The 25,164-nt window shown below is 68.3% G+C and carries 25 protein-coding genes and 1 tRNA gene; 7 read left to right on the top strand and 19 right to left on the bottom strand.

The window, feature by feature from the left end:
* Nucleotides 1-10: 10 nt before the first annotated feature.
* Genes J7E25_RS10470 through J7E25_RS10460 form a run of 3 tightly spaced genes read right to left on the bottom strand, consistent with a single transcriptional unit; the run spans nt 11 to nt 2,947 of the window.
* Complete coding sequence (locus tag J7E25_RS10470) at nt 11-298, bottom strand: DUF3039 domain-containing protein (protein ID WP_214870104.1); 288 nt, start codon at nt 296-298, stop codon at nt 11-13.
* A gap of 52 nt (nt 299-350) precedes the next feature.
* Nucleotides 351-1,925: a hypothetical protein gene (locus J7E25_RS10465; protein ID WP_214870103.1), complete on the bottom strand. Its 1,575-nt coding sequence runs from the start codon at nt 1,923-1,925 to the stop codon at nt 351-353.
* A complete protein-coding gene (locus J7E25_RS10460; RefSeq protein WP_374196212.1) occupies nt 1,901-2,947 on the bottom strand; it encodes an ABC transporter ATP-binding protein in 1,047 nt (348 codons plus the stop codon). The genes J7E25_RS10465 and J7E25_RS10460 overlap by 25 nt, the downstream gene beginning before the upstream one ends.
* 97 nt (nt 2,948-3,044) lie before the next feature.
* On the opposite strand from J7E25_RS10460, the gene J7E25_RS18205 reads away from it, so the two are divergent.
* Together J7E25_RS18205 and J7E25_RS10450 are read left to right on the top strand one after the other, a co-directional pair.
* Entirely contained in the window at nt 3,045-3,902 is an 858-nt protein-coding gene (locus J7E25_RS18205; protein ID WP_285289839.1) for a hypothetical protein, read from the top strand.
* Between the two features lie 177 nt (nt 3,903-4,079).
* Complete coding sequence (locus J7E25_RS10450) at nt 4,080-4,772, top strand: NTP transferase domain-containing protein (protein WP_214870102.1); 693 nt, start codon at nt 4,080-4,082, stop codon at nt 4,770-4,772.
* A 72-nt stretch (nt 4,773-4,844) separates the two neighbouring features.
* On the opposite strand, the gene J7E25_RS10445 is transcribed toward J7E25_RS10450, so the two are convergent.
* The gene (locus J7E25_RS10445) at nt 4,845-5,384 is read right to left on the bottom strand and encodes an ECF transporter S component (RefSeq protein ID WP_214870101.1); all 540 of its coding nucleotides are present in this window, start codon (nt 5,382-5,384) and stop codon (nt 4,845-4,847) included.
* An 83-nt stretch (nt 5,385-5,467) separates the two neighbouring features.
* Here J7E25_RS10445 and J7E25_RS10440 point away from each other — a divergent pair, with 83 nt between their 5' ends.
* The 3 genes from J7E25_RS10440 to J7E25_RS10430 all read left to right on the top strand — a co-directional run bounded on the left by J7E25_RS10440 (nt 5,468) and on the right by J7E25_RS10430 (nt 8,077).
* Nucleotides 5,468-6,268, top strand: a complete 801-nt coding sequence (locus tag J7E25_RS10440; RefSeq protein WP_214870586.1) for an ABC transporter permease — start codon at nt 5,468-5,470, stop codon at nt 6,266-6,268.
* Between the two features lies 1 nt (nt 6,269).
* Nucleotides 6,270-7,037 carry an ABC transporter ATP-binding protein gene (locus J7E25_RS10435; protein WP_214870100.1) on the top strand — a complete coding sequence of 256 codons (768 nt, stop codon included), beginning with the start codon at nt 6,270-6,272 and terminating at the stop codon, nt 7,035-7,037.
* A gap of 101 nt (nt 7,038-7,138) precedes the next feature.
* A complete protein-coding gene (locus J7E25_RS10430; RefSeq protein ID WP_214870099.1) occupies nt 7,139-8,077 on the top strand; it encodes a hypothetical protein in 939 nt (312 codons plus the stop codon).
* 2 nt (nt 8,078-8,079) lie between these two features.
* Here J7E25_RS10430 and J7E25_RS10425 read toward each other — a convergent pair whose 3' ends face one another.
* The 5 genes from J7E25_RS10425 to J7E25_RS10405 form a co-directional block, all read right to left on the bottom strand.
* Complete coding sequence (locus J7E25_RS10425) at nt 8,080-9,375, bottom strand: CDP-glycerol glycerophosphotransferase family protein (protein ID WP_214870098.1); 1,296 nt, start codon at nt 9,373-9,375, stop codon at nt 8,080-8,082.
* 87 nt (nt 9,376-9,462) lie between these two features.
* Nucleotides 9,463-10,389, bottom strand: a complete 927-nt coding sequence (locus J7E25_RS10420; protein WP_308164501.1) for a glycosyltransferase — start codon at nt 10,387-10,389, stop codon at nt 9,463-9,465.
* Nucleotides 10,376-11,188, bottom strand: a complete 813-nt coding sequence (locus J7E25_RS10415) for a CDP-alcohol phosphatidyltransferase family protein (RefSeq protein ID WP_214870097.1) — start codon at nt 11,186-11,188, stop codon at nt 10,376-10,378. Before J7E25_RS10415 ends, J7E25_RS10420 begins: the two co-directional genes overlap by 14 nt.
* Before the next feature lie 5 nt (nt 11,189-11,193).
* Nucleotides 11,194-12,249 (bottom strand): glycosyltransferase family 2 protein, encoded by a 1,056-nt coding sequence (locus J7E25_RS10410; RefSeq protein WP_251038988.1) that lies wholly within the window; start codon nt 12,247-12,249, stop codon nt 11,194-11,196.
* Nucleotides 12,250-12,381: 132 nt separating this feature from the next.
* Nucleotides 12,382-13,983: a S1C family serine protease gene (locus J7E25_RS10405; RefSeq protein ID WP_214870096.1), complete on the bottom strand. Its 1,602-nt coding sequence runs from the start codon at nt 13,981-13,983 to the stop codon at nt 12,382-12,384.
* Between the two features lie 165 nt (nt 13,984-14,148).
* On the opposite strand from J7E25_RS10405, the gene J7E25_RS10400 reads away from it, so the two are divergent.
* Nucleotides 14,149-15,366, top strand: coding sequence for a pyridoxal phosphate-dependent aminotransferase (locus tag J7E25_RS10400; protein WP_308164499.1), 1,218 nt, complete (start codon nt 14,149-14,151; stop codon nt 15,364-15,366).
* On the opposite strand, the gene J7E25_RS10395 is transcribed toward J7E25_RS10400, so the two are convergent.
* From J7E25_RS10395 to urtA, 10 genes are all read right to left on the bottom strand, one after another.
* Nucleotides 15,353-16,177 carry a carbon-nitrogen hydrolase family protein gene (locus tag J7E25_RS10395; RefSeq protein ID WP_214870095.1) on the bottom strand — a complete coding sequence of 275 codons (825 nt, stop codon included), beginning with the start codon at nt 16,175-16,177 and terminating at the stop codon, nt 15,353-15,355. The two genes, J7E25_RS10400 and J7E25_RS10395, sit on opposite strands and share 14 nt — an antisense overlap.
* Nucleotides 16,178-16,309: 132 nt before the next feature.
* Nucleotides 16,310-16,383 (bottom strand) — tRNA-Met (locus J7E25_RS10390).
* 152 nt (nt 16,384-16,535) lie between these two features.
* Nucleotides 16,536-17,123, bottom strand: a complete 588-nt coding sequence (locus J7E25_RS10385) for a TetR/AcrR family transcriptional regulator (protein ID WP_214870094.1) — start codon at nt 17,121-17,123, stop codon at nt 16,536-16,538.
* A gap of 31 nt (nt 17,124-17,154) precedes the next feature.
* Entirely contained in the window at nt 17,155-17,709 is a 555-nt protein-coding gene (locus tag J7E25_RS10380; protein ID WP_308164498.1) for a TetR/AcrR family transcriptional regulator, read from the bottom strand.
* Between the two features lie 11 nt (nt 17,710-17,720).
* A complete protein-coding gene (locus J7E25_RS10375) occupies nt 17,721-19,427 on the bottom strand; it encodes a cytosine permease (protein WP_214870092.1) in 1,707 nt (568 codons plus the stop codon).
* 77 nt (nt 19,428-19,504) lie between these two features.
* Nucleotides 19,505-20,191: an ATP-binding cassette domain-containing protein gene (locus tag J7E25_RS10370; RefSeq protein ID WP_214870091.1), complete on the bottom strand. Its 687-nt coding sequence runs from the start codon at nt 20,189-20,191 to the stop codon at nt 19,505-19,507.
* Between the two features lies 1 nt (nt 20,192).
* Complete coding sequence (gene urtD / locus J7E25_RS10365; RefSeq protein WP_214870090.1) at nt 20,193-21,005, bottom strand: urea ABC transporter ATP-binding protein UrtD; 813 nt, start codon at nt 21,003-21,005, stop codon at nt 20,193-20,195.
* 2 nt (nt 21,006-21,007) lie between these two features.
* A complete protein-coding gene (gene urtC / locus J7E25_RS10360; protein ID WP_215005442.1) occupies nt 21,008-22,069 on the bottom strand; it encodes an urea ABC transporter permease subunit UrtC in 1,062 nt (353 codons plus the stop codon).
* Nucleotides 22,070-22,107: 38 nt separating this feature from the next.
* Nucleotides 22,108-22,968 carry an urea ABC transporter permease subunit UrtB gene (gene urtB / locus J7E25_RS10355; RefSeq protein WP_251038987.1) on the bottom strand — a complete coding sequence of 287 codons (861 nt, stop codon included), beginning with the start codon at nt 22,966-22,968 and terminating at the stop codon, nt 22,108-22,110.
* A 124-nt stretch (nt 22,969-23,092) separates the two neighbouring features.
* Nucleotides 23,093-24,397, bottom strand: a complete 1,305-nt coding sequence (urtA, locus tag J7E25_RS10350) for an urea ABC transporter substrate-binding protein (protein ID WP_214870088.1) — start codon at nt 24,395-24,397, stop codon at nt 23,093-23,095.
* A 464-nt stretch (nt 24,398-24,861) separates the two neighbouring features.
* On the opposite strand from urtA, the gene J7E25_RS10345 reads away from it, so the two are divergent.
* A complete protein-coding gene (locus J7E25_RS10345; RefSeq protein ID WP_214870087.1) occupies nt 24,862-25,164 on the top strand; it encodes an urease subunit gamma in 303 nt (100 codons plus the stop codon).

Here is a 25,164-nt window from a genome sequence, read left to right as displayed (position 1 = left end):
GCGTCGGGCACTACCCGGCCTTGAGCCGCTCGTAGATCGCCTTGCACGACGGGCACACCGGGAACTTCTCGGGATCGCGCCCGGGGGTCCACTTCTTGCCGCACAGCGCGCGCACCGGCTTGCCGGTCATCGCCGACTCGAGGATCTGCTCCTTCTTCACGTAGTGCGAGAAGCGCTCATGGTCACCCGGCTCGATGGCCTCTTTCTCGAGGAGTTCCTCGAGTTCGCGGTCGAGGACCGAGGTGCCGCCACCCGGGGTATCCGGGTCGGCGATGCTCGCGTGCACGGGTTCGATCATGCCCTCGATTCTACGCAACGAACCCGGCACCACGGCCTCGGCTTGCGACTTCCTACGCACGCAGCGCGGCGGCGAGGATCTCGGGGCCGCGACGGTCGAACACGCGACCGCCGACCCAGATGCCCCACACGAGCACGAGGAGCCCGAGGCCCACGCCGGCCGCGAACGATGCCGTGTACCAGGCCGGGTCGACGAGGATCCCAAGGGCAGCGAAGACGACGGCCGGCGACGCGATGAGCAGCGAACCGAACATCGTGACGGATTGCACGAGCGCCGTGATCGTGCCCGTCGACTGAGGCGCCTGAAAGGGGCTGTCACCGGGCTTGACCGCCGGATACGGCAACCGCGCGGAGGTGAACGAGCCGAGCCCGAGTCCCGCGAAGAGCAGGGCCGTGCTGACCCCGAGAACCGACGGCAGCAGCCGCCAGTCGTTGAGCACGAACACCGTGACGGCGCTCCCGAGCCCGATGACGAGCACACCCGCGATGAGCACCGGCACGAGGCGACCGGTGCGGTCGGCAGCACCGCGCACGCCCGAGGCCACATGCATCCAGACCGCGGTGCTGTCGTAGGCGGTGTCGTTGTGGAGGCTCCAGCCGAGGAACAGGCACATGAGGGGCACTGGAATGAGCGCGACGTACGAGAGCGGGATGCCGGCGAGGCTGAGCGGCACCATCACGAGTACCGGCACGACCGGCACCATCAGGAGCGACACCCAGTAGCGCGCATCGCGGAACCAGTAGGTGAGGCTGCGGGCGGCGACGGCGCCCGTTGCGCCATGCGGCATCCGGTCGAACCAGCCGAGCCCCCGGTAGTTCTTGGCGGATGCCTCGCGACCCGGAGTCACGAGCATGCGTGCGACGAGCGCCTGCCACGCGAGCCAGATCGCGCCGAGGGTCGCGGCGGCGATCAGGAGCTTCAGGATCGCGGGGCCCCAGTCGCCCGTTGCAGCGTCGCCCGGAATCGCGAACACGGCGCCGAGGGGCGTCCAGGCGAGCGCGCCCGCGATCGACTCGAGCACCCCGAGGCCAGAATCGGCCCAGTCCGTCGACACGAGCACGACGAGGATCGGCGAGAGCATCACGATGAGCAGGATCCCGAACACTCCCATGAGCTCGCGGGCGCGGCGAGTGGCGAGGAGGAGCGATGCCAGCCCGCTTGCGACACGGGCGAGCAGGATGCACGTGGCGAACGCCATCGCCGCCGCGATGATCGCGAGCAGGGTCTCGGCCGGCCCGCGCGACCAGGTGAACACGGTGCCGACCAGCACAATGGCGAGCACGAGTGCGGGAATGCCGACCACGGCTGCGACCGCGAGACCGAACGCGAGCGTGCGGTTGGGCACCCCGAAGAGCGCGAACCGCCTCGGGTCCATCGTGTCATCGACTCCGAACACGAGCGGGAACACGATGAATCCGATGATCGTCGCCGCCCCGGCGACGATGAACGCGTCGCGGATCACCGCGACGTCGCCTGAGAAGCGCAAGCCGACGAGCGTTGCGAAGAGCAGCACGGCCACACCGAGCCCATAGATGAGCCCGACGACGATGCCAACCACTTGCCAGGGGCTCCGCCGGAAGATGTTCGCGAGCAGGCGCAGTTTCAGTCGGAGAAACTGTGCAACCATTCCATGCCTTCCGCTGCCTTGCGTCCGCCGGCGAGTTCGACGAATCGGTCTTCGAGGGTCTGGCCGGCACGTACCTCATCGAGGGTGCCCGCAGCGAGCACCCGCCCGCCGACGATGATCGCCGCCGAGTCGCAGACCCGCTCGATGAGGTCCATGCCGTGGCTGGAGAGCACGACCGTGCCGCCGCCCGCGACGTAGCGCTCGAGGATGTCGGTGAGGTTCGCGGCCGACACTGGGTCGACCGATTCGAACGGCTCATCGAGCACGAGCAGTCGCGGCGAGTGGATCATCGCACAGGCGAGGGCGATCTTCTTCGTCATTCCCGCCGAGTAATCGGCGACGAGACGGTCGACGGCGTCGTCGAGTCCGAACGCTGCGATGAGGTCGGCACTCCGTTCACGTACCGTGCGGTTGTCGAGGCCCCGGAGCACGCCCGAGTAATAGAGGAGTTGAGCTCCCGTCAGGCGGTCGAAGAGACGCAGGCGGTCGGGCAGCACGCCGGTGGCGCGCTTGGCGGCCCGAGGGTTGTCCCACGCATCGATGTTGTGGATGCGCACGGTGCCCGCGTCGGGCCGGAGCAGCCCCGTGACCATCGAGAGCGTAGTGGTCTTGCCGGCGCCGTTCGGCCCGACGAGACCGAAGAACGACCCGGCGCGCACGTCGAGCGAGATGCCGTCGACCGCGGTGTTCGGGCCGAAGCGCTTGACGAGGCCCTCGATCGCGAGCACTCGAGGCGCGTCGGCGGAAGGAGCCGGACGCGCGACGCGCAGCGTGCGCTTCTTGCGCGGTGAGGGCTTCTTCGGCACGGGGATGACGGCGACGGCCTGGTCGGCGGTGGCCGTCTCTTCGTTGGCCGTCGTGTCAGCTGCCGGTGCGATGGCATCGGATGTCGCCGACTCGGTGGTCGGTGCAACGAAGGCTGCTGCCATCGGTGCGGGAATCGCCGCCGCCGACTCGGTCGCCTCGGCTGCGGCACGCGAGGGCGCACGCTCGACCGTCTCCTCATCGATCTCGGATCGCACGGCCGGCGCTTCTGCGGTCGACGTTTCGCCGACCTCCGCGGAGGGCACCTCCGTCGCGGGCTTACGGGACGATCGTTCTGCCGCCGTCGTCTCGGTCGTGAGCGAAGCCGCGACGCGCTGGGCCTGGCGCTGGCTGCTCGCGGCCGCCGCCGCCGCCGCGCGGCTGGGTGCAGAGGAGCTGGCCGCACCCTCCGCTGCCGTGACCCGCGGGGTGCGCGTCGACTTCGCCGCCTCGCCTCGCGCTGCCGCGGCATCCGCCGACGCGGCTCGGGAGGCCGCGGTACGCTTCGAGGGTGCGGGCTGGTTCGTCTCACCCTCCGCCGTCGTCGTCGCGGCCGGCTTCCTCGGGGCGGGCTTCGATGTTCCGGTCCGCGCTGCGGTCGACTTCGCTGCGGTCGACCTCGCCGCCGCAGACTTCGCCGCGGTCGACCTCGCCGTCGCCGGCTTCGCGCCTGCGGGCTTCGGTGCCGCCGGCTTCACGTCTTCGGGCTTCGCATCAGCCTGCTCGGCTTCAGCCTGCTCGGCTGCCGCCGCCTTCGCTGCTGCCGACCTCGCCGCTGCGGACTTCGCCGCTGCCGACTTCGCCGCCGGTTTCGCAGCGGCTGCCTTCGCCGCGGGCTTCGCGGCTGCAGGCTTCGCGGCTGCAGGCTTCGCGGCTGCAGCTTTGGCGGCTGCAGACTTCGCGGCAGGCCTCGCAGCCGTCGATTTGGGTGCCGCGGACCTCCCCGCGGCCGTGCTCTTCGTCGCACCCGAACGTGCCGGGGTCGACGAGGTTTCAGCCGCCGCGCCCGTCGGGGATTCCCCTGCTTCAGGCACCCCCGTGCCGGTGCCTTCGGCTGCTTCGTCGTCTTGGTTGGAGCGCGAAACAGAAGTCACCAAGCCAACCTACCAAGACGGCTCTTGCAGCGCTCGTTCGGGCCTCCTCACACGGTCCGAAAAGCTGGGGATCTCCTGAACGTCGCATCACGATCCTGACACGACGTCCCTCCCCCGTGGTGGGGGTGGCGCCCTCCCGGTATCCTGAACTCCGGCATAACGGCGTGTCCATATGTGAACTTCCGGATGAATTTGCGCCGAACACCCTGCGATGGGTGTCGCGGCTCCCGACATCCGACCCACCGAAGGAGATGCAGTGAACACCCAGATCGTGATTCTCGCGGCCGGCATGGGGAGCCGGCTCGGGCGATCCCTCCCCAAGCCCCTCACCGAGCTCAGCGACGGCCGCACGATCATGGGCCAGCAGTTCGACAACATCGAGCACGCGTTCGGCCGCAACGCCAACGTCACGATCGTCGTCGGCTACAAGCTCGAGCACATCATCGAGGCATTCCCGCAGGCGTCGTTCGTCTACAACGAGGAATACGACCAGACCAACACCTCCAAGAGCCTGATGCGCGCCCTGCAGGCGTCGCAGTCGGGCGGGGTGCTCTGGATGAACGGCGACGTGGTCTTCGACCCGCGCATCCTCGACCGCGCGCTGCCGTTCATCGCGCGCGACCAGTCGTTCGTGACCGTCAACACCTCGAAGGTGTCCGACGAAGAGGTCAAGTACACCACGAGCGCCGAGGGCTACATCAAGGAGCTCTCCAAGACCGTCAAGGGCGGGCTCGGCGAGGCCGTCGGCATCAACTACATCTCGAGCCGCGACAAGTCCACGCTCCTCGCACACCTCGCGCGCGTCGGCGACCAGGACTACTTCGAGCGCGGCCTCGAGCTCGCCATCGAGCAGAACGGCCTGCTTGTCGAGCCGATGGACATCTCCGACCTCTACGCGGTCGAGATCGACTTCGCAGAAGACCTGGAGCGTGCGAACCACTTCGTGTGATCGCAGCAGCACAGCAGTGAAGAGCGGATGCCTCGCGGCATCCGCTCTTCGCATGTCAGCGCTTGTGGCGGCTCAGGTGAGCGCTCGCGCGACACCCGCCCGGGAGAGCGACACCGCGATCGCACGGCCGAGCCACGTGAAGAGCACCGGGCTGAGCACGAACAGCGCGAGGTAGAGCGCCCAGAACCACGGGGCGTAATGCTCGGGGCCGAGCACCACGAAGGTGCCGGCGGCGAGGAGCACGCCGGCGGCTCCTGCGGCGAGGTAATAGAGCACCGGCGACCAGTTCTTGTATCGGGTGACCAGGAACGGCAGCTCGAGGAGCGCACCGACGAGCAGGCCCGTGCCGAGGAAGCGAAGGATCCACTGCGGGGCGAACGCCGCCCCGACGAGACCCGCGATGAACCCCGTGAGGATCGCGACGCCCGGTCGTTTCAGCAACGCGAGTGCGACGGCGCTCGGCAGGAAATGCGAACCGATCGTGATTCCGTAGAGCATGGGGACGATGCCGGCGACGAGGCCCGCGAGGTAGCCCGCCCCGGCCGCGAAGAGCCCGCCGCCGACGCCGATGGCCGCGCAGCTCAAAATCACGCGGGTGCTGGTGCGGTGCACGACGCTCCTTCCGACGGGGCTCGGCACGCGCCGATCGTCTGCTGACAAACCTACCGCGGCACGGCATCTACGATGAGAGCGTGATGAGCTACGCCGACACGCATCCACTGCAGCGAACGCCGTGGGATCGCTACCGGCACTCGCTGTGGTTGCTCACCACACGCGACCTGAAGGTGCGCTACTCGACGTCTGCGCTCGGGTACCTCTGGTCGGTGCTCGATCCGCTCGTGATGGCGGGCATCTACTGGTTCGTGTTCACACAGGTGTTCCAGCGCCCCGTGGGCACCGAGCCCTACATGGTGTTCCTGCTCTCGGCGCTGCTGCCGTGGATGTGGTTCAACGGGGCGGTGTCGGACTCGACGCGCGCGTTCCTGAAGGACGCGAAGCTCGTGCGGTCGACGAAGATCCCTCGCACGATCTGGGTGAACCGCATCGTGCTCTCGAAGGGCATCGAGTTCGTGTTCGCCCTCCCGGTGCTCGCGCTCTTCGCGATCCTGGTACCCGGCACGCGGGTCGGATGGGAGCTCGCGTACTTCCCGCTCGCCATCCTGCTGCAGGCCATCCTCACCGCCGGCGTGGCGCTCATCGTGGCCCCGCTCGTCGTCTTCTTCCGCGACCTCGAGCGCGCGGTGAAGCTCGTGTTGCGCTTCCTGTTCTACGCGTCGCCGATCATCTACGGCGTGTCCAACCTGCCGAGCGAACTGCACGTCTGGGCGGCCTTCAATCCGCTGTCGGGCATCTTCGGCCTGTATCGTGCCGGCTTCTTCCCCGAGGAACTCGACTGGTTCAACGTCGTGATCTCGGCCGCGATGTCGGTTGCGCTGCTTGCCATCGGCCTTCTGGTCTTCCGGGGAAGCCTGCGCCAAGTGCTGAAGGAGATCTGACGTGGATGCCACTACCGCCGTCTCGGCGACCGACACCGCCATCCGCACCGACGGGCTCGGCATCCGGTTCCGTCGCAATCGTCGCGGTCGCCGAACCTTCAAGGATCTGCTCGCCGGCCGCCGCCGCCGCACCCGTCCCGGCGAGTTCTGGGCACTGCGCAACGTGTCGATCCATGTGCGCCCCGGCGAGGCCATCGGCGTCGTCGGACGCAACGGCCAGGGCAAGTCGACCCTCTTGAAGCTCGTCGCAGGCGTCATGATCGCCGACGAGGGCATCGTGGAGGTCACGGGCGGCGTCGCACCGCTCATCGAGATCACGGGCGGGTTCGTCGACGACCTCACGGTGCGCGACAATGTCTACCTGACCGCGGGCCTGCACGGAATGACGGGGGCTCAGATCGACGCGAAGTTCGACGAGATCATCGAGTTCGCCGACATCGGCGACTTCCTCGACACCCCATACAAGCACCTCTCGAGCGGCATGAAAGTGCGCATCGCGTTCGCGGTGATCTCGCAGCTCGAGGAGCCCATCATGCTCGTCGACGAAGTGCTCGCGGTCGGCGACAAGGGATTCCGCGAGAAGTGCTACCGGCGCATCGACGAGCTGCTCGCGGGCGGCCGCACGCTCTTCTTCGTCTCGCACAACGAACGCGACCTGCGGAGGTTCTGCACACGGGGCCTTTATCTCGACAAGGGAGCGCTCGTGCTCGACGCCTCGATCGACGAGGTGCTCGAGCGTTACAACGCCGACCACGGGTCGAAGGCGTAACAGAGCGCACCTGTCGTGAGCGCGACGCTCGGCGGGCCTCGCGTTCCGAATTCGTTCGCTTTCAGCTCCCGGTCGAGCGCATCTCGTAAGATCGACCCACCATGACCGAGCGCGTGCACCGGATCACGTCGATGGGGGCGGATGCCCCGAACGAACCGCGCCCCCAGGGCATCAGCGGCGAGCACGAGAGCTCCTCCCCCGCCGAACCCCGCGCCCACGGCATGGAGCGCGCCATCGACCGTGCACTGGCGATCCAGCGTCCGATCGTGGTGGCTCACCTTCGCGGCATCCGTCGGCGGTCTCCGAATGCGACCCCCGAGCAGATCGTTCGCATCCTCGAGCGCCGCTACCTCGCCGCCGTCACCACGGGCGGAGCGGCCGTCGGCGCGACGGCAGTGATTCCCGGCATCGGCACGGGCGTCACCCTGGCGCTCTCGGGCGTGGAGACCGTCGGGTTCCTCGAAGCGACCGCGCTCTTCGCCCAGTCCGTCGCCGAGGTGCACGGCATTGCGATCGAGAACCCAGACCGAGCACGCGCGCTCGTGATGACGCTCATGCTCGGGAACGAGGGCGTCGACCTCGTGCGCCAGTTCGCGTCGCAGGTGACCGGCGCGGGCGTCACGCGAAACGTGTACTGGGGCGAACTCATCACGAACAGCCTGCCGAAGGCCGTGATGGGCACCGTCGTCGACCGGCTGCGCACGGTCTTCATCAAGCAGTTCGCGGTGCGCGGCGGTGCCGGCATCATCGGCAAGGCGATCCCATTCGGCATCGGGGCGGCGATCGGCGGCGCCGGCAATCAGATGCTCGGGCGACGGGTGCTGCGGCACTCGCGACTCGGCTTCGGGGCCCCACCGTCCGCGCTCCCGCTCGAGCTCGAACCCGGCGAGGGCACGACGCTCCTGCGGGCCGCCGGAGGCCGCCTCTCACGAGTGGGCACCGCTGTCGGCGGCGGCATCGCGGGCGCCGCCGGTGCAGCGAGGCGTGCCATCACCCCGCGCAGCCGCCGTCAGCGCGCGCCCGACGACGCAGCCGACTGACCTCAGGCCTCGAGAGCCTCGTCGGCCTCTTCGGCCTCGATCTCGAACTCGTCGATCTCCGGCTCGCCGGCGTGAATGGCGGCGAAACGCGACCACTCGTCCATGAGGTGGTCGACGGCGTCGTGGAATCGCGCGGTCGTCACCCCGGGGGTCGTGTCGCCGAAGTAGCGTTCGACCCACACGCCGAGCCGTGCGAGTGCCGCCGCGTCGTGGGTGACCTCGTCGACGCGCGCGACCATCGCCGCGGCATCCGTCGCCTCGAGCCACTCGCACGCCTGGAGGTAACCGCCCGTGTCGATCTGCGCCTCGCGGTTCGCCGGGCGGGTGATGAGCAGGGGCCTGCCTGCGGCGAGCCGGTCGTAGACCATGGCCGAGATGTCGACGATCGCGACATCGGGGGCAGCGAGCTGCCAGCCGAGCTCCGGACCGTTGTCGTAGATGTGGTAGGCGCTCGGGTCGGCGGCGTTGGCCGCGGCGAGCGCCGCGATGATCGCGCGGTTGGCGGCCCCGTACTCGGGGTCGACGACTCCGGAGCGAGGATGCGGTCGATAGATCACCCGGTGGCGGCGGGTCGCGAGCAGGCCACGCACGAGTTCGACGCCGTGCGATGCGATCGAGCCGTAGGCTGCGGCCCCGCGGTCGCCTTCCCACGTCGGGGCGTAGAGCACGACCTCGCGCCCGTCGGACGGATACGGCAGCGGCGAGCCGTCGAGGTAGTGGTCGGCCTGCGGGCGGCCGATCGGGATGGCCCGCTTGTCGAAGTCGTAGTCCCAGAGCACCTTCTCGAGCCGTGCGCGGGCGGCATCGCCCGCGATCAGCGCGTAGTCGTAGGCCTTGAACTGGTTCGTGGTCATGTACATCTTGTCGGACTCGCCGTGGTTGATGAACACATGCCAGCGGCGCCCGTAGCGCATCATCTGGAAGTTCTTCGCGTTCTGGTTCACATAGAGCACGACGTGGAGGTCTTGCTCGTGGATGACGTGCTCGAGGTCGACGACACGGCGCACGTAGGCGACGGGCAGCGGCGCCTCGTCGAGCAACTGCAGGGCGGAACCCGAGGCGCGGCTGAGGATGAGCACCGGATGCCGCTTCGAGAGCTCGAGGAGCGGCTTGTACCACTGCCGCAGCTGGTAGAGGTTGACCCTGCCATCGGCGAAGTAGACGCCGACGCGGTAGTGGTGCGGTTCGAGCGGGGGGCGCTCGGCGAGCTTCTTCGCAAGCGCACGCTGGGCGCGCCGCGACCACATGACGTCTTTCGCCAGCTTGATCGCGCGCCGCGCGTCTCTCATCAATGCCACGGGTCCAAGGGTAGCGAGGGCCGGCTGCACGGATGCCGCGAGGTCGCGTTCACGACGGGACCGAAAGGGGATCGTTACCGTGGAGGCTCAGACGAGTGGCGGCCGACCGGCAATCGTCATCCGCCAGACCGTGCGCCACGAGAGCGGACGTCGCTCCCCCGGGTGCTCCCGCCAGCCGGCGCGCCATCCTGCGAACCAGGCCGACAGCGCAGCGGGGTGGCGCACCCAGCGCAGCACCTGGATCGCGGTCCACGAGCCGACGTAGAACGGCACGAGGATCGCCGGAAGGTTGCGGCGGGCGAGCCACACCCGGTTGCGCGCGTTCAACCGGTAGTAGTACGCGTGCCGGGCGGGGTCGATCACAGGGTGCGCCGCCTCGAGGTCGCCCGCGTACCACGCGACGTGGCCGGTGTCCCACACCCGCCATGCGAGCTCGATACCCTCGTGCGCGTAGAAGAACGGGTCGGCCCAGCCGCCGGTCTGGTCGAAGACCGCGCGCGGCAGCAGCACCGCTCCCTCCCAACATGAGAAGACGTTGCTCGAGTGCCCGGGATCGCCCTTGCGGATGCGCGGGATCCAGCGGCGCGGTGACACGAGACCGGTGGGGTCGACGACCCGCGGCTGAATGAGGCCGAGCTCTGGGCGCTCGGCGAGCATGCGGCATCCGTCACGCAGGAACCGGACGTTCGGCAGGAACGCGTCGTCGTCGAGGAAGAACAGCACCTCGCCCGAAACGAGCGGCACGCCGCGGTTGCGACCGGCCGGGATGCCGAGGTTCTCGGGCAGGTGCAGGGTCTTCACCCCGGCCGGCAACGGCGGCTCTGCCGAGGCGGGATCCCACCCGTTGCCGACGCAGACGACATCGGTGACGACGCCCTCCTGGTCGAGGATGCTCCGGATGCCGCGCACGAGGTCGTCGGGCCGGGTGCCTTGCGTGAGCACCACCACGCCGACGTGCGGCAACGTGGGCGCCGCCTCGTTCGAGCCGGGGTTCACGTCGTCAGGAACGGACACGACGTGAAGCCATGATCGCCACGAAGTGGCCGACCACCGAGACGAATGCAAGGGGCAGGAGCGCGACGACGACGAGGCGGTCGACGAGCGGCTCGCCGCCCACGAGGCCGACGAGCGCCGCGGCGAACGCGATGAGCGTGAGCTCGACCGAGTGGTAGAGGCGGTGGAACGGCAGGAAGCGCGCGGCCTTGCGCAGCTTGGCGACGAGTCCCCCGCGCGGCTCGGTCTCACCGGGGGTGTCGGCAAGCTTCGCGAGCCCCGCGTTCGCGCGTGCCACGTGCACCATGTCGTTGAGCGCCTTGTTCAGCACGATGATGAGGGCGAGCATGGCGCCGACCGTCGTCCAGAGGAAGTCGGCGGGGAACTCGAGCGGGTATGCCGCCGCCCGGATGCCGAGCGCGATCGGGATGAGGGCCTCGGTCGTGTAGTGCCCGACCTTGTCGAGGAACACCCCGGCCGGCGACGACGTGCGACGCCAGCGCGCGACCTCGCCGTCGCAGCAGTCGACGAGCATCTGCAGCTGGCCGAGCACGACCGCGAGCAGCGCGCCCCAGATGCCCGGAATGAGCAGCGCGGCGGCGGTCGACCACCCGACGAGGATCATGAGCCCTGTCACGCCGTTCGCCGAGATCGACGTCTTCAGGAGCAGCCATGTGAGGTAGGGCGAGAATTGACGGAGGTAGAGCGATGCCGTCCAGTGCTCGGCATTGCGGCGACCGCGCACCTCGGGCGGCTGGGTGACGGCGCGGAGCTCGGCGATGCTCGAGGGCCTGGCGGAACCCGATCTGGCTGGGGACATCCGCGTCACCTTCCCGTGTGCTTTGCGATGTTGCTCGTGAGCGAGAGATAGCCGAGCACGAAGCCGAGCCCCCACGAGACGTGGATGCAGGGCAAGACTATGAGAAACCACGCGGCGGTGGCTGCGCCACGCCCGCGGGCGTAGGCGATCGTCGCGAGGACGACGAAGAGCAGGTAGACGAGCGGCACGGCGAATCCGGCGAGCAGCCACGGCGCCCCGCCGGCGGAGGCCTGCACGATGCCGGACACGCCGGCGATCAGTCCGAGGATGACCCCGAGCACCATGACCGGGGGCACGAAGTACCGGATGCCGTTGGCCGCCGGGAAACGACGCGCGAGCTCTCCGCGCCAGAGGCCGGTCGAGAACATCTGGCGCCCGAGCCGCTCGAGGCTCGACCGGGGACGGTAGGTGACGCTGAGCCGGGGCGTGAACCAGACGATGCCGCCCGTCTCGCGGAGGCGCCGATTCAGCTCCCAGTCCTGGCCGCGCTTGATTCCCTCGTCGAAGAGGCCGACGCGACGGAGCGCCGACGTTCGGAAGACGCCGAGGTACACGGTCTCTGCGGGCCCCTCGTGCCCTCCCACGTGCCATGGCGTGCCACCGAGGCCGACCTTCGTGCCGTAGGCGATCGCGACCGCCCGCTCGAACGGCGTCTCGCCGTGCGCGTCCATGATGCCGCCCACGTTGTCGGCCCCGGTGCGTTCGAGCACCTCGACCGCCACGCGGGCGTAGTCGACGGGCAGCATCGAGTGGGCGTCGACGCGCACGACCACCGGGTAACGCGCGGCGCGGATGCCGATGTTCAGGCCCGCCGGCGTCGAGCCCACCTCGTTCTCGAGCACTCGCACGCGCTCGTCGCGCGAGGCGAGGTCGGCGACGAGCCCTGCGGTGCCGTCGATCGACGGGCCGAGTGCGATGAGCACCTCGACGGGGCCCTCGTAATCTTGCGCGAGGATCGACTCCACCGCGGCCCGCACGTGCGATGCGTCGTTCAGCACCGGCATGACGTAGGAGACGCCGAGGAGCGGCGATGTCGCCGCCTCTGGGTGTTGCTCGGGCATGTTCCTCACTCGCGCTGGGGTCGATCGAGCCTAGCAGCAGCCCTTGCGACGGGCTTCGAGGGGCACACGCACGCGGCGGGGCCGGACCCCTTGGGATCCGGCCCCGCCGTGCGGCATCCGATGCCGCTCAGATCAGCCCTCGAACGTGCCGAGCGTGACCGACGCGGTGTGCGAATCGCCGCCGCGCAGGTACGTGAGCTCCGCCTTGGCGCCGCCGGGCAGCGCCCGGACCTGCGCGGTGAGGTCGGTCTGGTCGGTGATCGGCACTCCGTTGAACTCGGTGACGACGTCGCCCGACTTGAGGCCGGCGGCCTCTGCCGCGCCGCCCGAGCTCACCTCGGAGATGAGTGCGCCGACCACGGTGCTCTCGGCGTCGCTCTCTGCGGCGGTCACCGTGGCGCCGAGCAGGCCGTGGGTGGCCGAGCCGCTCTCGATGATCTCCTTCGCGACGCGCTCGGCGAGGTTCGCGGGAACGGCGAACCCGACGCCGATGTTGCCGGCTTCGGTCTGCGCACCGCCGGCCGAGAGGATCGCGACGTTGACGCCGATGAGGTTGCCCTCGGAGTCGAGGAGCGCGCCGCCCGAGTTGCCGGGGTTGATCGCGGCATCCGTCTGGATCACCGGAATCGAGATCTGGCCGGTGCCCTCCTGCTGTTGCGGCTGCTCGCCGCCTTCAGGACCTTGGAAGTTCCAGAAGTCGAACGGGCTCTCCGAGCCGTTCTGCCCGTTGTCACCCTCGTCGGTCCCATCGTCGGGCGTCGCCGGAGCAGCCGATGAGGCCACGTCGATGCTGCGATTGAGTGCGCTCACGATGCCGTTCGTCACGGTGCCCGCGAGGCCCATGGGAGCGCCGATCGCGATCGCCGTGTCACCGACGTTGAGCTCGTCGGAGTCGGCGAACTTGAGCGGGGTGAGGTCGGAGGCACCCGCGAGCTTGATGACTGCGAGGTCGGACAGCGGATCGGTGCCCACGAGCTCGGCATCGAAGAGTCGCCCGTCGCTCGTCTTCACCTTGATCGACGGGTCGGCGGTCGCGCCGTCGAGCGTGACCACGTGGGTGTTCGTCAGCACGTAGCCGTCGTCGGAGAGGATGATGCCCGATCCGGTGCCGCCGCCCTGGCCGCTCGAGACCGAGATGGTCACGACGCTCTGGCTCGCCTTCGCGGCGACCGCGGTGATCTGGTTCACCGAATCGGGGTCGTTCACGACGATGCTCTCGACACCGGCGCTGTCGTTCGAGACCACGCCGTCGTTGTTCGAGATGAGCGTGGTGATGCCGGCGCCGGATGCGCCGCCGATGAGGGCGGCGGCCACGATCGCGGCGGCGACGCCGAGACCGACCCTGCGCGGCTTCGGTGCGCCAGGAGTGCCGGTGGCGTCGGTGCCCTGCGCCTGCCCGCCGGCGATCGGCGTGGTGGGCTGGGTGTGCTGCGGGCCGCCGAACGCGGGCGGCACGTGGCCCGGCGCGTTCGCGCTGCCGGTGGAAGCAGCAGGCGCAGCGGGTGCGGCCGAGGCCGGTGCTGCGACCGCGGCAGGCGCCTCGTGCTCGTAGTGGGGCGCAGTGTACGGCTGCGGCTCGTGGCCGGGCTCGTAGACGGTGCCGGTGGCAGGGGGTGCGGACTCCGCAGGTGCTGCCGCGTCGGGCCGCTCCGTGGCGGACTCCGGTGCGGCCGGGGTCTCGGAGACGTCGCCGTCGCGGGGCTCCCCCGTGGCGCCGTTGGTGGTGTCGGTCATGTCTGCTCCTTCCAAGCGCTGCCAGCCTCCCGCCGCAAGCTGTGTGCCAGGTCGGCGGAGTCTGTGATCCTGCTATCGACGAGCAGTGATTCATCCGAACGCGGGGTGGCCCCGTCGCTCGCCCTGCGACAGCGTACCGGCCCTAGCCTGACGTACGGTGAGAGCGTGAGCGACTTCTCCCCCGCACCTGATCTGCGCCCCTGGCAGCGCACCGCCGCCGGCGCCGGGCTCCTCGCCGCCGACGGCACGATCGCAGCCACGATCTTCGCCGAGATGAGCGCCCTGGCCGCGCGCACCGGCGCCATCAACCTCGGCCAGGGCTTCCCCGACGAAGACGGCCCTGCCGAGGTGCTCGACGCCGCCCGCCAGGCGATCAGCGACGGGGTGAACCAGTACCCGCCCGGCATCGGGGCACCGGTGCTGCGCGAGGCGATCGCGGCGCACCAACGGCGCTTCTACGGCATCGACGTCGACGCGGCATCCGAGGTGCTCGTGACCGCGGGCGCGACCGAGGCCCTCGCCGCGACGATCCTGGCGCTCGTCGACACCGGCGACGAGGTCGTCACGTTCGAGCCGTACTACGACGCGTACGCGGCGCTCATCGCCCGAGCCGGCGGCGTTCACCGCACGGTGCCGCTGCGATTCCCCGACTGGCGGCCCGATCCCGAGGAGCTCCGGGCTGCGATCACCGATCGCACGCGTCTCATCCTCGTGAATTCCCCGCACAACCCGACCGGCACCGTGCTCGACGCCGACACCCTCGCGCTCATCGTCGAGCTCGCCACCCGGCACGACGCGATCATCGTGACCGACGAGGTCTACGAGCACCTCACGTTCGGCGCCGCGCACACGCCCATCGCGACACTGCCCGGTGCTCGCGAGCGCACCATCTCGATCTCGTCGGGCGGCAAGACATTCAGCACCACGGGATGGAAGATCGGCTGGCTCACCGCGCCGGCTTCGCTCGTCACGAGCGTGCTCGCCGTGAAGCAGTACCTCACGTTCGTGAACGGCGCGCCGTTCCAGCCGGCCATCGCCGTCGGACTCGGCCTGCCCGATTCGTCCTTCGCGGATGCCGCCGCCGCCCTGCACGCCAAGCGCGACGTGCTCGCCGCGGGTCTCAGCGCCGCCGGCTTCACCGTGTCGCTTCCCGAGGCCGGCTACTTCATCGTCGCGGATGCCGCGCCGCTCGGGTATGACGACGGCGCGGCGTTCTGCCGCCAGCTGCCGGAGCGAGCCGGAGTCGTCGGAGTTCCGGTGTCGGCGTTCGTGCACCACGACCGCCAGGGTGCATACCGGAGCCTCGTGCGTTTCGCATTCTGCAAGCGCCTCGACGTGCTCGAGGAGGCGTCGGCCCGGCTCGCCGCGCTCAGCGCTGGCTGACGCCGAAACGGCGCAGCTCGAGCGCCGGATTGATGCGGCGCACGGCGTCGATGCGCTCACGCGACACCCAGGCGATCGCGACATCCGTCGCCTCACCGATCGTCGCGAGCTCGACACCCATGGGGTCGACGATCATGCTGTTGCCTGCGCCGATGGGCGGTGCATGGTCGGCGGCCGCGACGTACATCGTGTTCTCGAGGGCGCGTGCGGTGGCGAGCAGCCGCCAGTGCGCCTCCTTCAGCGGCCCGCGCACCCACTCGGCGGGCATGCACACGACGTCGGCGCCCGCGTCGACGATGCGACGGGTGACCTCGGGGAAGCGCGCGTCGTAGCAGGTCTGCAGGCCGAAGCGGAGACCTCCCGCCTCGAAGAGCTCGGGCTCGCCGATGTCGCCCGGAGCGACCCAGTCGGACTCCCGCTCCCCGAAGGCGTCGTAGAGGTGGAGCTTGCGATAGCGTGCGACGACGCCGGCGCCGGGAGCGACGGCCACAACCGTGTTGGCGACGCGGCGCTCACCCTCGAGGCGCTCGATCATGCCGGCGACGAGGTGCACGCCGAGACGGTCGGCCAGCACCGTGAGCGCTTGCGTGAACGGGCCGCCGACGGGCTCGGATGCCGCGAGCCACTCCTCACCCGCCTCGGGCGTGAAGTAGCTCGAGTACTCGGGGAAGATGATGAGCCCTGCGCCACGGGATGCCGCGAGCTCGGCGAGCCGCGCGATCTCCGCACGGTTCGCGGCGGTGTCGGGGCCGGGTGCGAACTGCGCGACGGCGATCGCGAATGCGGGGCTCTGGGAGGTCGCTTCGGCCATGTCGAAAGCGTAGTCGCGTCGGGCTCGCGGCGCTGAGGCATCCGCTCTGGGCGGCGGTGCGACGCGCGTCTGTGGACCGCCCGGAAATGCAGAAGATCCCGGCCTCAGAACGAGACCGGGATCTTCTTTCGGTTGCGGGGGCAGGATTTGAACCTACGACCTCTGGGTTATGAGCCCAGCGAGCTACCGAACTGCTCCACCCCGCGGCACCGACTCCCTTTCGGCAGTCTTCCCTCGAATCAGCCCTCGTCAGATCGTGTTTTCTCGATCGAGCTAATTGCGATGGTCCCTCCAGTCTAGGTCACAACTCGAGTGCAGTTGATCCGCATCGACGCGCTACTGTCGGGGCTCGCTCGGCTCAGCCGACGCGGGAGCGTATCGGATCGAGCACCGCCTCCGCTGCCCACGCTGCAGCGTCGGCGATGTCGCTACGGGTCATGCCGAACTCCCGACGGAACGTGACCCACGTCGCCGCCGAATCGAGGTGAGCCAGGGCCGCAACGATCGCCCTGCGCTCAGCGTCTCCGAGCGAAGGGACCTCGGCATCGATCATCTCCTCGAGCATGGCCCTTCGTGGGCTGGGCGTCGCGCCGCTGATGCCTCGCATCGTGGTTTCGGCCACGACGTGCGCCAGTTCCGGTCGATGGTCGTACGACTCCATCGCCGCCCGGATCGTGAGGGGCATGTCGAAGATGCTCGGAGAGTCCTGGCGCGGGAAGATCCTACGCTCGATCCATGCGGCCACAGCGAGCAGCAGATCTACCCGTGTCGCATAGTTGCGGAAGATCGTGCGCTCGCCGACTCCCGCACGTCGGGCGATCAGCCGGAACGACACGTCGTCGGTGCCGAGTTCTTCGATCAACTCGGCGTAGGCGGCGAGGATCGCCTCCTGCGTGCGGTTGACGTCGCCCGCCGATCGGTCATCGGGTTCAGATGTGGCGGACATCGTCACGCCCGCGCTCGCGAAAAGGAGTGATTCATCTCGAGGTCCGTGACAGGGTGGGAAGGCCGCTCAAGGCCTGGACGACAGTGCGATCGAAGACATCCGAGATCTCCGGCGCGCTCATGTCGAAGCCGGTCCGCATGCGAGCCCAGAAGTGCGCCGACGCGAAGTAGCGCAGCGTGGCCGCCACCCGGCGCAGATCGCGTTCGTTCACCGAGGGATGATTCGTCGCGAGCATAGCTACCAGGGCGCGTGTGAAGAACGTGGCTTCCGATTCTCCGGTAGGTGAGATGGATGCGGCGCGTGCACACACGAAGGCGAACGCCGGCGACGAATCGAAGGCCAGGAACCGGGCGCGCGACGCGTCCTGGAACTGAGGGATCGTGACGAACGGTGGCAACGGGAACTCGGCGGACTCGATCCACCCCGCGACGCCCTCCAGGAGATGCGATCTCGTCGGGAAGTGACGGTAGACCGTCCTCTCCGACACGCCGACCGCGTCGCCCAGTGAGCGGTACGAGATGTCGTCGAACGGACTCTCACGCAGAGCCGCAGCGGCGTTGGCAAGGATCGCGGTCGGAGTATCCACTCCCTCCGCCATCATCCGCCCCTTCCCTTCGGTCGTCTGGTCTCTTCGGCCGTCCGCATTGGCGAATGGTCCCGCCACGACGTCGGCTCGGCAGGCAGCACATAATGATCCGAGTCGTCCAGCGTCAGCGCCAGTGACGACACATACTGCGTCTCGCCATGAGCCCCGCGCTCCGCCGATGCCAGCATATCCGGACGCTCGAATGTGTACCCAGTGACATGGCAGCGCAGCCGCACCCCGGACGGGTTGCCGTCGGCATCGAGTATCGGCGAGGCGATGCCATCCGTCTGGCGTCGCAGGTAGTACCTGCCGCGCGTGGCCACCGCCATGAGGGGGGTCGTGATCACGGCGACGCCGATGGCGATCAGCACCGAGAACGGCCGCAGCCCTTCGCCGAACAGTCCCCCGAACGCCGCCAGTGACAGGAGCGACGCTAGGCCGACCGAGACGAGGCCGACCGGATTCCAATCGCGCAGCATGCCGCGACGGAACTCGGGGTAGATCGGCGACATGTGCAGCACATGCTTGTTGATCGCGATATCGGCGGCGATCGTGACCAGCCAAGCCATCACGACGTTCGCGTAGAGGCTGAGCACGAAGCTGATGAGACTGAAGACGTCCATCCACATCAGCGCGAGCGCGATGGCGAGGTTGAAGAAGATGAAGATCGATCTGCCCGGGTAGGTCTTGGTGAGCCGGGTGTACACGTTCGACCACGCCAGCGACCCGGAGTAGGCGTTCGTGACGTTGATCTTGACCTGGGCGACGACGACGAGAACGAGTGCCAACCCGATCGCCAGCCACTCCGGCATGATCGATTCGTAGAGGGCGATGAACTGGCGGACCGGCTCGGCGGCCTGCTGGCCGAGAGCCGGGTCGGCGCGGGTGATGAGGTAGACCGCGAGGAAGACGCCGATGACCTGCTTGATGCCGCTGAAGAGCACCCAGCCGGGTCCCGCGAACATGAGCGAGGCCCACCATGACCGCCGATTCACGCTCGTGCGCGGCGGCATCGCCCGGATCACGTCGATCTGCTCGGCCAGCTGGGGAGTCAGCGCGAAGCACACAGCCGCGCTCGCGACGATCGCCTCGAAGCTGACGGCGCCATCGGAAGCGCCCGTGAACGCGACGAACGCGCTCACCGCGTCGGGGTCGGACACGATCACCCAGAGCAGCGGCAGCAGAGCGAGCGCGAGCCACAGCGGTGTGGTCCAGAATTGCAGGCGCTCGAGTGCGCGCATCCCGTAGATCACGATCGGGATCACCACCACGGTGGAGATGAGGTAGCCGATCGGGAGCGGGATGGCGAGCGCGATGTGGAGCCCCTGCGCCATGATCGCCCCCTCGAGGGCGAAGAAGATGCACGTGAACACGGCGAAGATCACGGTCGTGATCGACGAGCCGTAGTAGCCGAACCCCGACCCCCGCGCGATCAGATCCAGATCGAGGTTGTAGCGAGCGGCGTAGTACGCGATGGGCAGGCCGACGATGAAGATGATGACCGAGGCGAACAGGATGCCGAGCACGGCGTTGTTCGTGCCGTGCTCGATGCCGACGCTGGCCCCGATCGAGAAATCGGCGAGGAAGGCGATCGAGCCGAGGGCGGTGACCCCGATCGAGCCGGCGCTCCAGCGCCGGAACGTCCGCGGAACGTAGCGGAAGGCATAGTCCTCGAGGCTGTCCTCGGCGGCTGCCCGCGCGTTGTCTGCCCTCGCCACGTCGCACTCCCTGCGCCTCGCACGTTGGGCTCATTGTCCCGGTTTGCGTGTTACAGCCGCATTGCGCGCAGACAGCGCTAGATCGCCATTGCCGCACGCACGCCTTCGGCCGCGGATGCTCCGCCGTCGCCGGTGCTCGACGCGAAGCCGCTCGCGAGCACGAGGTACTTGTCCGCGGCCTCCAGCGCGAAGCCGATGTGCTGCTCGACGAGCAGCACGGAGAGGCCCTCGCTTGCGAGCTGCATCACCGTGTGCTCGATCTCGGCGACGATCGTCGGCTGAATGCCCTCGGTCGGCTCGTCGAGGATGAGCATCTTCGGCTCGGTGATGAGCGCCCGGGCGATTGCGAGCTGCTGACGCTGGCCGCCCGAGAGCAGGCCGGCCTTGCGAGTGGCGAACTTCTCCAGGGCGGGGAAGCGCGAAAGCTGCTGGTCGATGAGCAACTTGCCGCGCTTGCGGCCGTCGGCGACGAGCTGCAGGTTCTCCATCGTCGTGAGCTGCGAGAACGACTGCTGGCCCTGCGGCACGTATGCCATGCCGCGCGCGACGCGCTTGTTGGGTGCCAGCGACGTGACGTCCTCGCCGTCGAAGATCACGTGGCCGCTGCGCGGCTTGATGAGTCCGATCGCGACGCGCAGCAGCGTCGATTTTCCGGCGCCGTTGTGGCCGAGCACGGCGACCACCTTGTCGGAGGCCGGCAGCGTCACGCCGTGCAGCACGAGCGTGCGGCCGTAGCCGGCGTGGATGTCGTTCAGCTCGAGCACTTCAGGCCCCCTCCCCTTGCGTAGCGGTATTCGACACCGCGGTCGTCGTGTCGGCCACGGCCAGCATTGCGGTCGTGGTCGCGGCCCCGGCGGTACCGAGGTAGACCTCCTGCACCTTGGGGTCGGCCTGCACCTGCGCCACCGCGCCCTCCGAGAGCACCTTGCCCTGGTGCAGCACCGTGACGCGCGACGCGTAACGGCGCATGAAATCCATGTCGTGCTCGACGACCAGGACGATGCGGCGCTGGGCGATGCGCTGCAGCAGCTCCCCCGTCGCGGTCCGCTCGTCCTGGCTCATCCCGGCGACGGGTTCGTCGAGCAGCAGCGCGCGGGGCTCCTGCACGAGCATCATCCCGATCTCCAACCACTGCTTCTGGCCGTGAGACAGGATGCCTGCGGGCGTCTCCCGCTCCGCGGTGAGTCCCGTCTCCTCCAGTGCCGACTCGATCGCCGGTTCGATGCCGCGTCGGGCACGCAGCAGGGAGAGGGAAGAGCGGTGGAGCCCTGCCGCGATGTCGAGGTTCTGCAGAACCGAGAGCTGCTCGAACACGCTCGCGGTCTGGAAGGTACGGCCGACTCCGAGGCGGACGATCTTGTTGACGGACTTGCCCAGCAGTTCCTGGTCGCCGAGCTTCACCGAGCCGGAGCCCTTGGACAAGCCGGTGATGGCGTCGATGCACGTCGTTTTGCCGGCGCCGTTGGGGCCGATGAGGAATCGGACCTCGCCGGGGTGGGCGTCGAAGGAGACGCCGCCGACGGCGGCGAATCCATCGAACTCGACGCGCAGATCGGTGACAACGAGCGAACGAGTCATGGTCACTTCTTCAGCTCCTCGAGCACAGGTGCCGAGGCGGCGGCGGGCGCGGTCGGCGCTGCGCGTGAGCGCCACACCAAGCTTTTCGCCCTGCCCGACAGCGAGGACAATCCCATCGGTAGGAACAGGGTCACCAGGATGAAGACGAGGCCCAGGATGTAGATCCACCCACTTGGCCAGCTGGAACCGAGGCTCGACTGACCCCACCCGATCGCCATCGCCCCGAGTGCCGGACCGAAGAGCGAGGCGCGGCCACCGAGCGCCACACCGGCGATCATCAGGATCGAGGCGGAGGCGCCGATCTCCGCCGGCGTGATGATGCCGACGATGGGGACGAACATGGCTCCTGCGATGCTGGCCATCACGGCGGCGACCACGAAGGCGACCAGCTTGATGTTGGCGGGGTCGTAGCCGAGGAACCGAACGCGCTCCTCCGCATCCCGCGTGGCGATCAGCAGTTCGCCGAAGCGGCTGCGGTTGAGCTGCCACACCACCAGAAGGCACACGATGAGCATCGCGGCCGCGATCATGAAGACCATGATCTTGTTGGCGTCGTCGTCAAGGACGAATCCGAAGAAGTACTTGAAGTCGCTGAGCCCCGTGTCACCACCGGTCTCCCGGATCGTAGAACTGATCAGGACGGCCAGCGCCACGGCGAGCGCCTGAGTCAGGATCGCGAAGTACGCCCCTTTGACCCGGCGCTTGAACAGCGCGTAGCCGAGGATCGACGCCACGATCACCGGGAGCAGCACGATGGCCACGAGTGTGAACGAGTCACTGCGGAACGGCTCCCAGAAAGCCGGAAGCGGCGCCGATGGGTCGTACAGGATCATGAAGACCGGCAGGCGGTCGGGCCCCGCGGTCTCCAACGTGAGGTGCATCGCCATGGCGTAGGCACCGAGCCCGAAGAAGACCCCCTGACCCAAGACCAGCATCCCACCTCGGCCCCAGGCCAGGCCGATCCCTACCGCCGCGATCGCCCAGCAGCAATACTTGCCGAGGTTGTTGATCCAATGCATGGAGAGCACCGCGGGGGCGACGACCAGCAGGAGAACGGCGAACACCCCGATGCCGATGAGGGGAAGCCACGGTTTGAGTTTCATCATGTCAATCCCCTGGTTCGTACGGTGAACAGGCCCTGTGGGCGGAACTGCAGGAAGATCACCACGAGCACGAAGGCGAGCACTTGGGCCATGCTTCCGGTCGTCCAATCGGCGAAGAACGACAACGCGATGCCTACGGCCCACGCGGCGATGACGGTGCCCTTGATCTGTCCGACTCCGCCGGCGACGACGACAAGGAAGGCCGGGATGATGTACTGCGTGCCCATTTGAGAATTCGTGCCGCCGATCAGGGATGCGGCGACTCCGGCCACCCCGGCCAGACCGGAGCCGACGAAGAAGGTGATGCGGTCGACCGTGCGGGTGGGGATACCACTGGTCTCGGCGAGGTCCCGGTTCTGGACTGTCGCCCTGATCCGGCGTCCGAAGGACGTGTACTTGAGCCAGGCCGCGAGAGCGGCCAGGCAGAGGGCTGCGAGCAGCATGGTGAACACCTGGCGAAGCGGCCACGCATAGCCGAGGGTGTCCACCCGCCCATCCAGCCAGCCGGGGCTCTCCACGGGGACGCCTTGGGCGGGGAAGATCTGCAACGCGATCTGCTGCAGGATGAGACTCACCCCGACCGTGACGAGGAGGGTATCCAGTGGCCGTCGGTACATCCACTGGATGATGCCGACCTCCAGAAGGAGGCCGAGGAGACCCGCGCCCAGGAAGGCGAGCGGTAGCGCCAGCACGATCGAGGTGTTGCTGGAGGTGACGACCAGCTGGGTCAGGTACGCGATGAAGGCACCGGCCATGATGAACTCCCCGTGCGCCATGTTGATCACCCCCATCTGGCCGAAGGTGAGGGTGAGCCCGAGCGCTGCGAGCAGCAGGAGCGCACCCAGCGCGGTGCCGTTCAATAGCGGCGGTATGAGTGCATCCATGTGCTGCCCTCTCTCTTTACGGTGAGGAGTTCTGGTAGGGGGTTCTAGAGCGTGGGGTCCCGTACCCGAGTGTGCACGGGACCCCACGCCCAGTAGGCGATCAGCCCGCGGCGGCTACGAGAGCATCGCGGACGTCTGCGGGGAACCAGTCGTACCCCTCGAGGTACGGGTCAGGATCGATGAAGCCTTCGGACGACCAGACGATGTCGAACTGGTTGTCGGCGTTGATCCTGCCGATGTTGCCCGGCTTGGAGATGTGGTGGTTCTCGCCGTCCAGCGTTACGACGCCCTCCGGCGCGTCGACGGTGATTCCGCCTTCCGCAGCGGCGGCATTGATCTCGTCGACGTCGAACGAACCGGCCGCCTCGGCCAGAGCCTTGTAGAGGTACAGCGAGATGTACGCGGCCTCCATCGGGTCGGAGGTCACCCCACTGCTGTCGGGGTACGCCTGCCAGCGCTCGATGAAGCCCGGGTTGTTGGGAGCCTCGAGCGACTGGAAGTAGTTCCACGACGCGTAGTTGCCCGTGACCTCGTGACCCATGGCCGGCGCCTCCTCCTCGGCGATCGAGACCGAGATGATCGGCGTCGTCTCCGGGGTGAGACCGGCGTCGTAGTACGCCTTGATGAAGCCGACGTTCGACGAGCCGTTGATCGTGTTGAAGACGAAGTCCGGGTCCGCCGCGGCGATCTTCGACACCTGGGTGGTCCAGTCATCCTTGTCGAGGGGCACGTACTCCTCGCCGACGATCTCGATCCCGAGTTCGGCGGCGTACAACTTGATGATCGCGTTCGCGGTGCGCGGGAACACGTAGTCGGAGCCCGCCAGGAACAGCGTCTTCACGCCCTGCGCGGCGAGGTAGTCCATCGCGGGGATGATCTGCTGATTCGTGGTCGCACCGGTGTAGTAGATGTTCGGCGACGACTCGAGGCCCTCGTACTGCACCGGGTAGAAGAACAGGCCGTTGTTCTCTTCGACGACCGGCTTGACCGCCTTGCGGGACGACGAGGTCCAGCCGCCGAAGATCGCGGCGACGCAGTCCTGAGTGAGCAGCTTCTCGGTCTTCTCCGCGAAGGTCGGCCAGTCGGTGGCGCCGTCTTCCTGGACGTACTCGATCTGCTTGCCGAGGATGCCGCCGTCGGCGTTGATCTCATCCGCGGCCATGTGCAGGACGTTGGAGACGGTCTGCTCCGAGATCGCCATGCCACCGGTCAGCGAGTTGAGGAAGCCGAGCTTGATCGTGTCGCCGGACGTGTCGATGCAGCTCTCAGACGCGGCACCGGACCCTGTCGGCTCCGCGGAGTCGCCGGCGCGGGAACCGCAGCCGGCGAGCACGAGGGTCGCCGCCGCCGCGAGGGCGGGGATCGCCAGCAGGCTGCGCACCCTTCGAGTTCGTGTCGTTTTCATGTGGATCTCCGTTTCTGTGTGATGCAGGTGATGCGTTCTCGGATCGGATGCTGCGTCCTGCAGGCACGCCGAATGACGCCGTCGCCCCGGCACCATTCCGGGGCACGCCGAAAGGAGGGCGTGCCGAGGGAGTGACGGAACGAGCTGATCGGTGAATCGGAGCGTGGTGCAGGGGGTGGTCCGGTGGTGCGTGCGTCTCGATGTCGGGTGGTGCCGGGCTTCGCATGCCGGTTTGGATCGGCGGAACGTGATCGCCGACTGCTCCGGTAGTGCCAGCATGGGACCGTGGCATTACTCTGACATTTCTCGATTGTTCCGATTCTGTTAACCATCAGCCGGACTTCGCGGTGAAATCGGCGTGATTCCGGGCTTCCATGCCCGAGTGCGGGGACTCAGACGGGCGATGACCTCCGGCCAACTGGCTCGATATGGCACACTTCTGACATCACCCGCCGGAGGCCCGAATGCACTTCACTCCCGCCGAAACCGAGAAGCTCCTGCTGTCGGTCGCCGCGATGGTCGCGCGCGACCGGCTCGAGCGGGGCATCCTGCTCAACCACCCCGAGACGGTCGCCCTGCTGTCGTGCTGGGTCATCGAACGCGCCAGAGAAGGACATGGCGTCGCCGAGCTGATGCAGGAGGGCCGCACCGTGCTCAGGCGTGATCAGGTGATGCCGGGCGTTCCTGAAATGCTCGCCGATGTGCAGGTCGAGGCGACGTTCCCGGATGGTCGCAAGCTCATCACCGTCCACCACCCGATCGACTGA

Source organism: Agromyces sp. ISL-38 (assembly GCF_018613935.1).
Taxonomy (GTDB): domain Bacteria; phylum Actinomycetota; class Actinomycetes; order Actinomycetales; family Microbacteriaceae; genus Agromyces.
This window is presented reverse-complemented; position numbering and strand designations above follow the sequence as displayed.

Coding starts and splice junctions, on each gene's coding strand:
- J7E25_RS10415 (WP_214870097.1), bottom strand. CDS start 11,188: ATGTCCCCAGCCAGATCGGGTTCCGCCAGGCCCTCGAGCATCGCCGAG.
- J7E25_RS10410 (WP_251038988.1), bottom strand. CDS start 12,249: ATGCCCGAGCAACACCCAGAGGCGGCGACATCGCCGCTCCTCGGCGTC.
- J7E25_RS10430 (WP_214870099.1), top strand. CDS start 7,139: ATGACCGAGCGCGTGCACCGGATCACGTCGATGGGGGCGGATGCCCCG.
- J7E25_RS10470 (WP_214870104.1), bottom strand. CDS start 298: ATGATCGAACCCGTGCACGCGAGCATCGCCGACCCGGATACCCCGGGT.
- J7E25_RS10385 (WP_214870094.1), bottom strand. CDS start 17,123: ATGTCCGCCACATCTGAACCCGATGACCGATCGGCGGGCGACGTCAAC.
- J7E25_RS10345 (WP_214870087.1), top strand. CDS start 24,862: ATGCACTTCACTCCCGCCGAAACCGAGAAGCTCCTGCTGTCGGTCGCC.
- urtD (WP_214870090.1), bottom strand. CDS start 21,005: ATGACTCGTTCGCTCGTTGTCACCGATCTGCGCGTCGAGTTCGATGGA.
- urtA (WP_214870088.1), bottom strand. CDS start 24,397: ATGAAAACGACACGAACTCGAAGGGTGCGCAGCCTGCTGGCGATCCCC.
- J7E25_RS10465 (WP_214870103.1), bottom strand. CDS start 1,925: ATGGTTGCACAGTTTCTCCGACTGAAACTGCGCCTGCTCGCGAACATC.
- J7E25_RS10440 (WP_214870586.1), top strand. CDS start 5,468: ATGAGCTACGCCGACACGCATCCACTGCAGCGAACGCCGTGGGATCGC.
- J7E25_RS10405 (WP_214870096.1), bottom strand. CDS start 13,983: ATGACCGACACCACCAACGGCGCCACGGGGGAGCCCCGCGACGGCGAC.
- J7E25_RS10395 (WP_214870095.1), bottom strand. CDS start 16,177: ATGGCCGAAGCGACCTCCCAGAGCCCCGCATTCGCGATCGCCGTCGCG.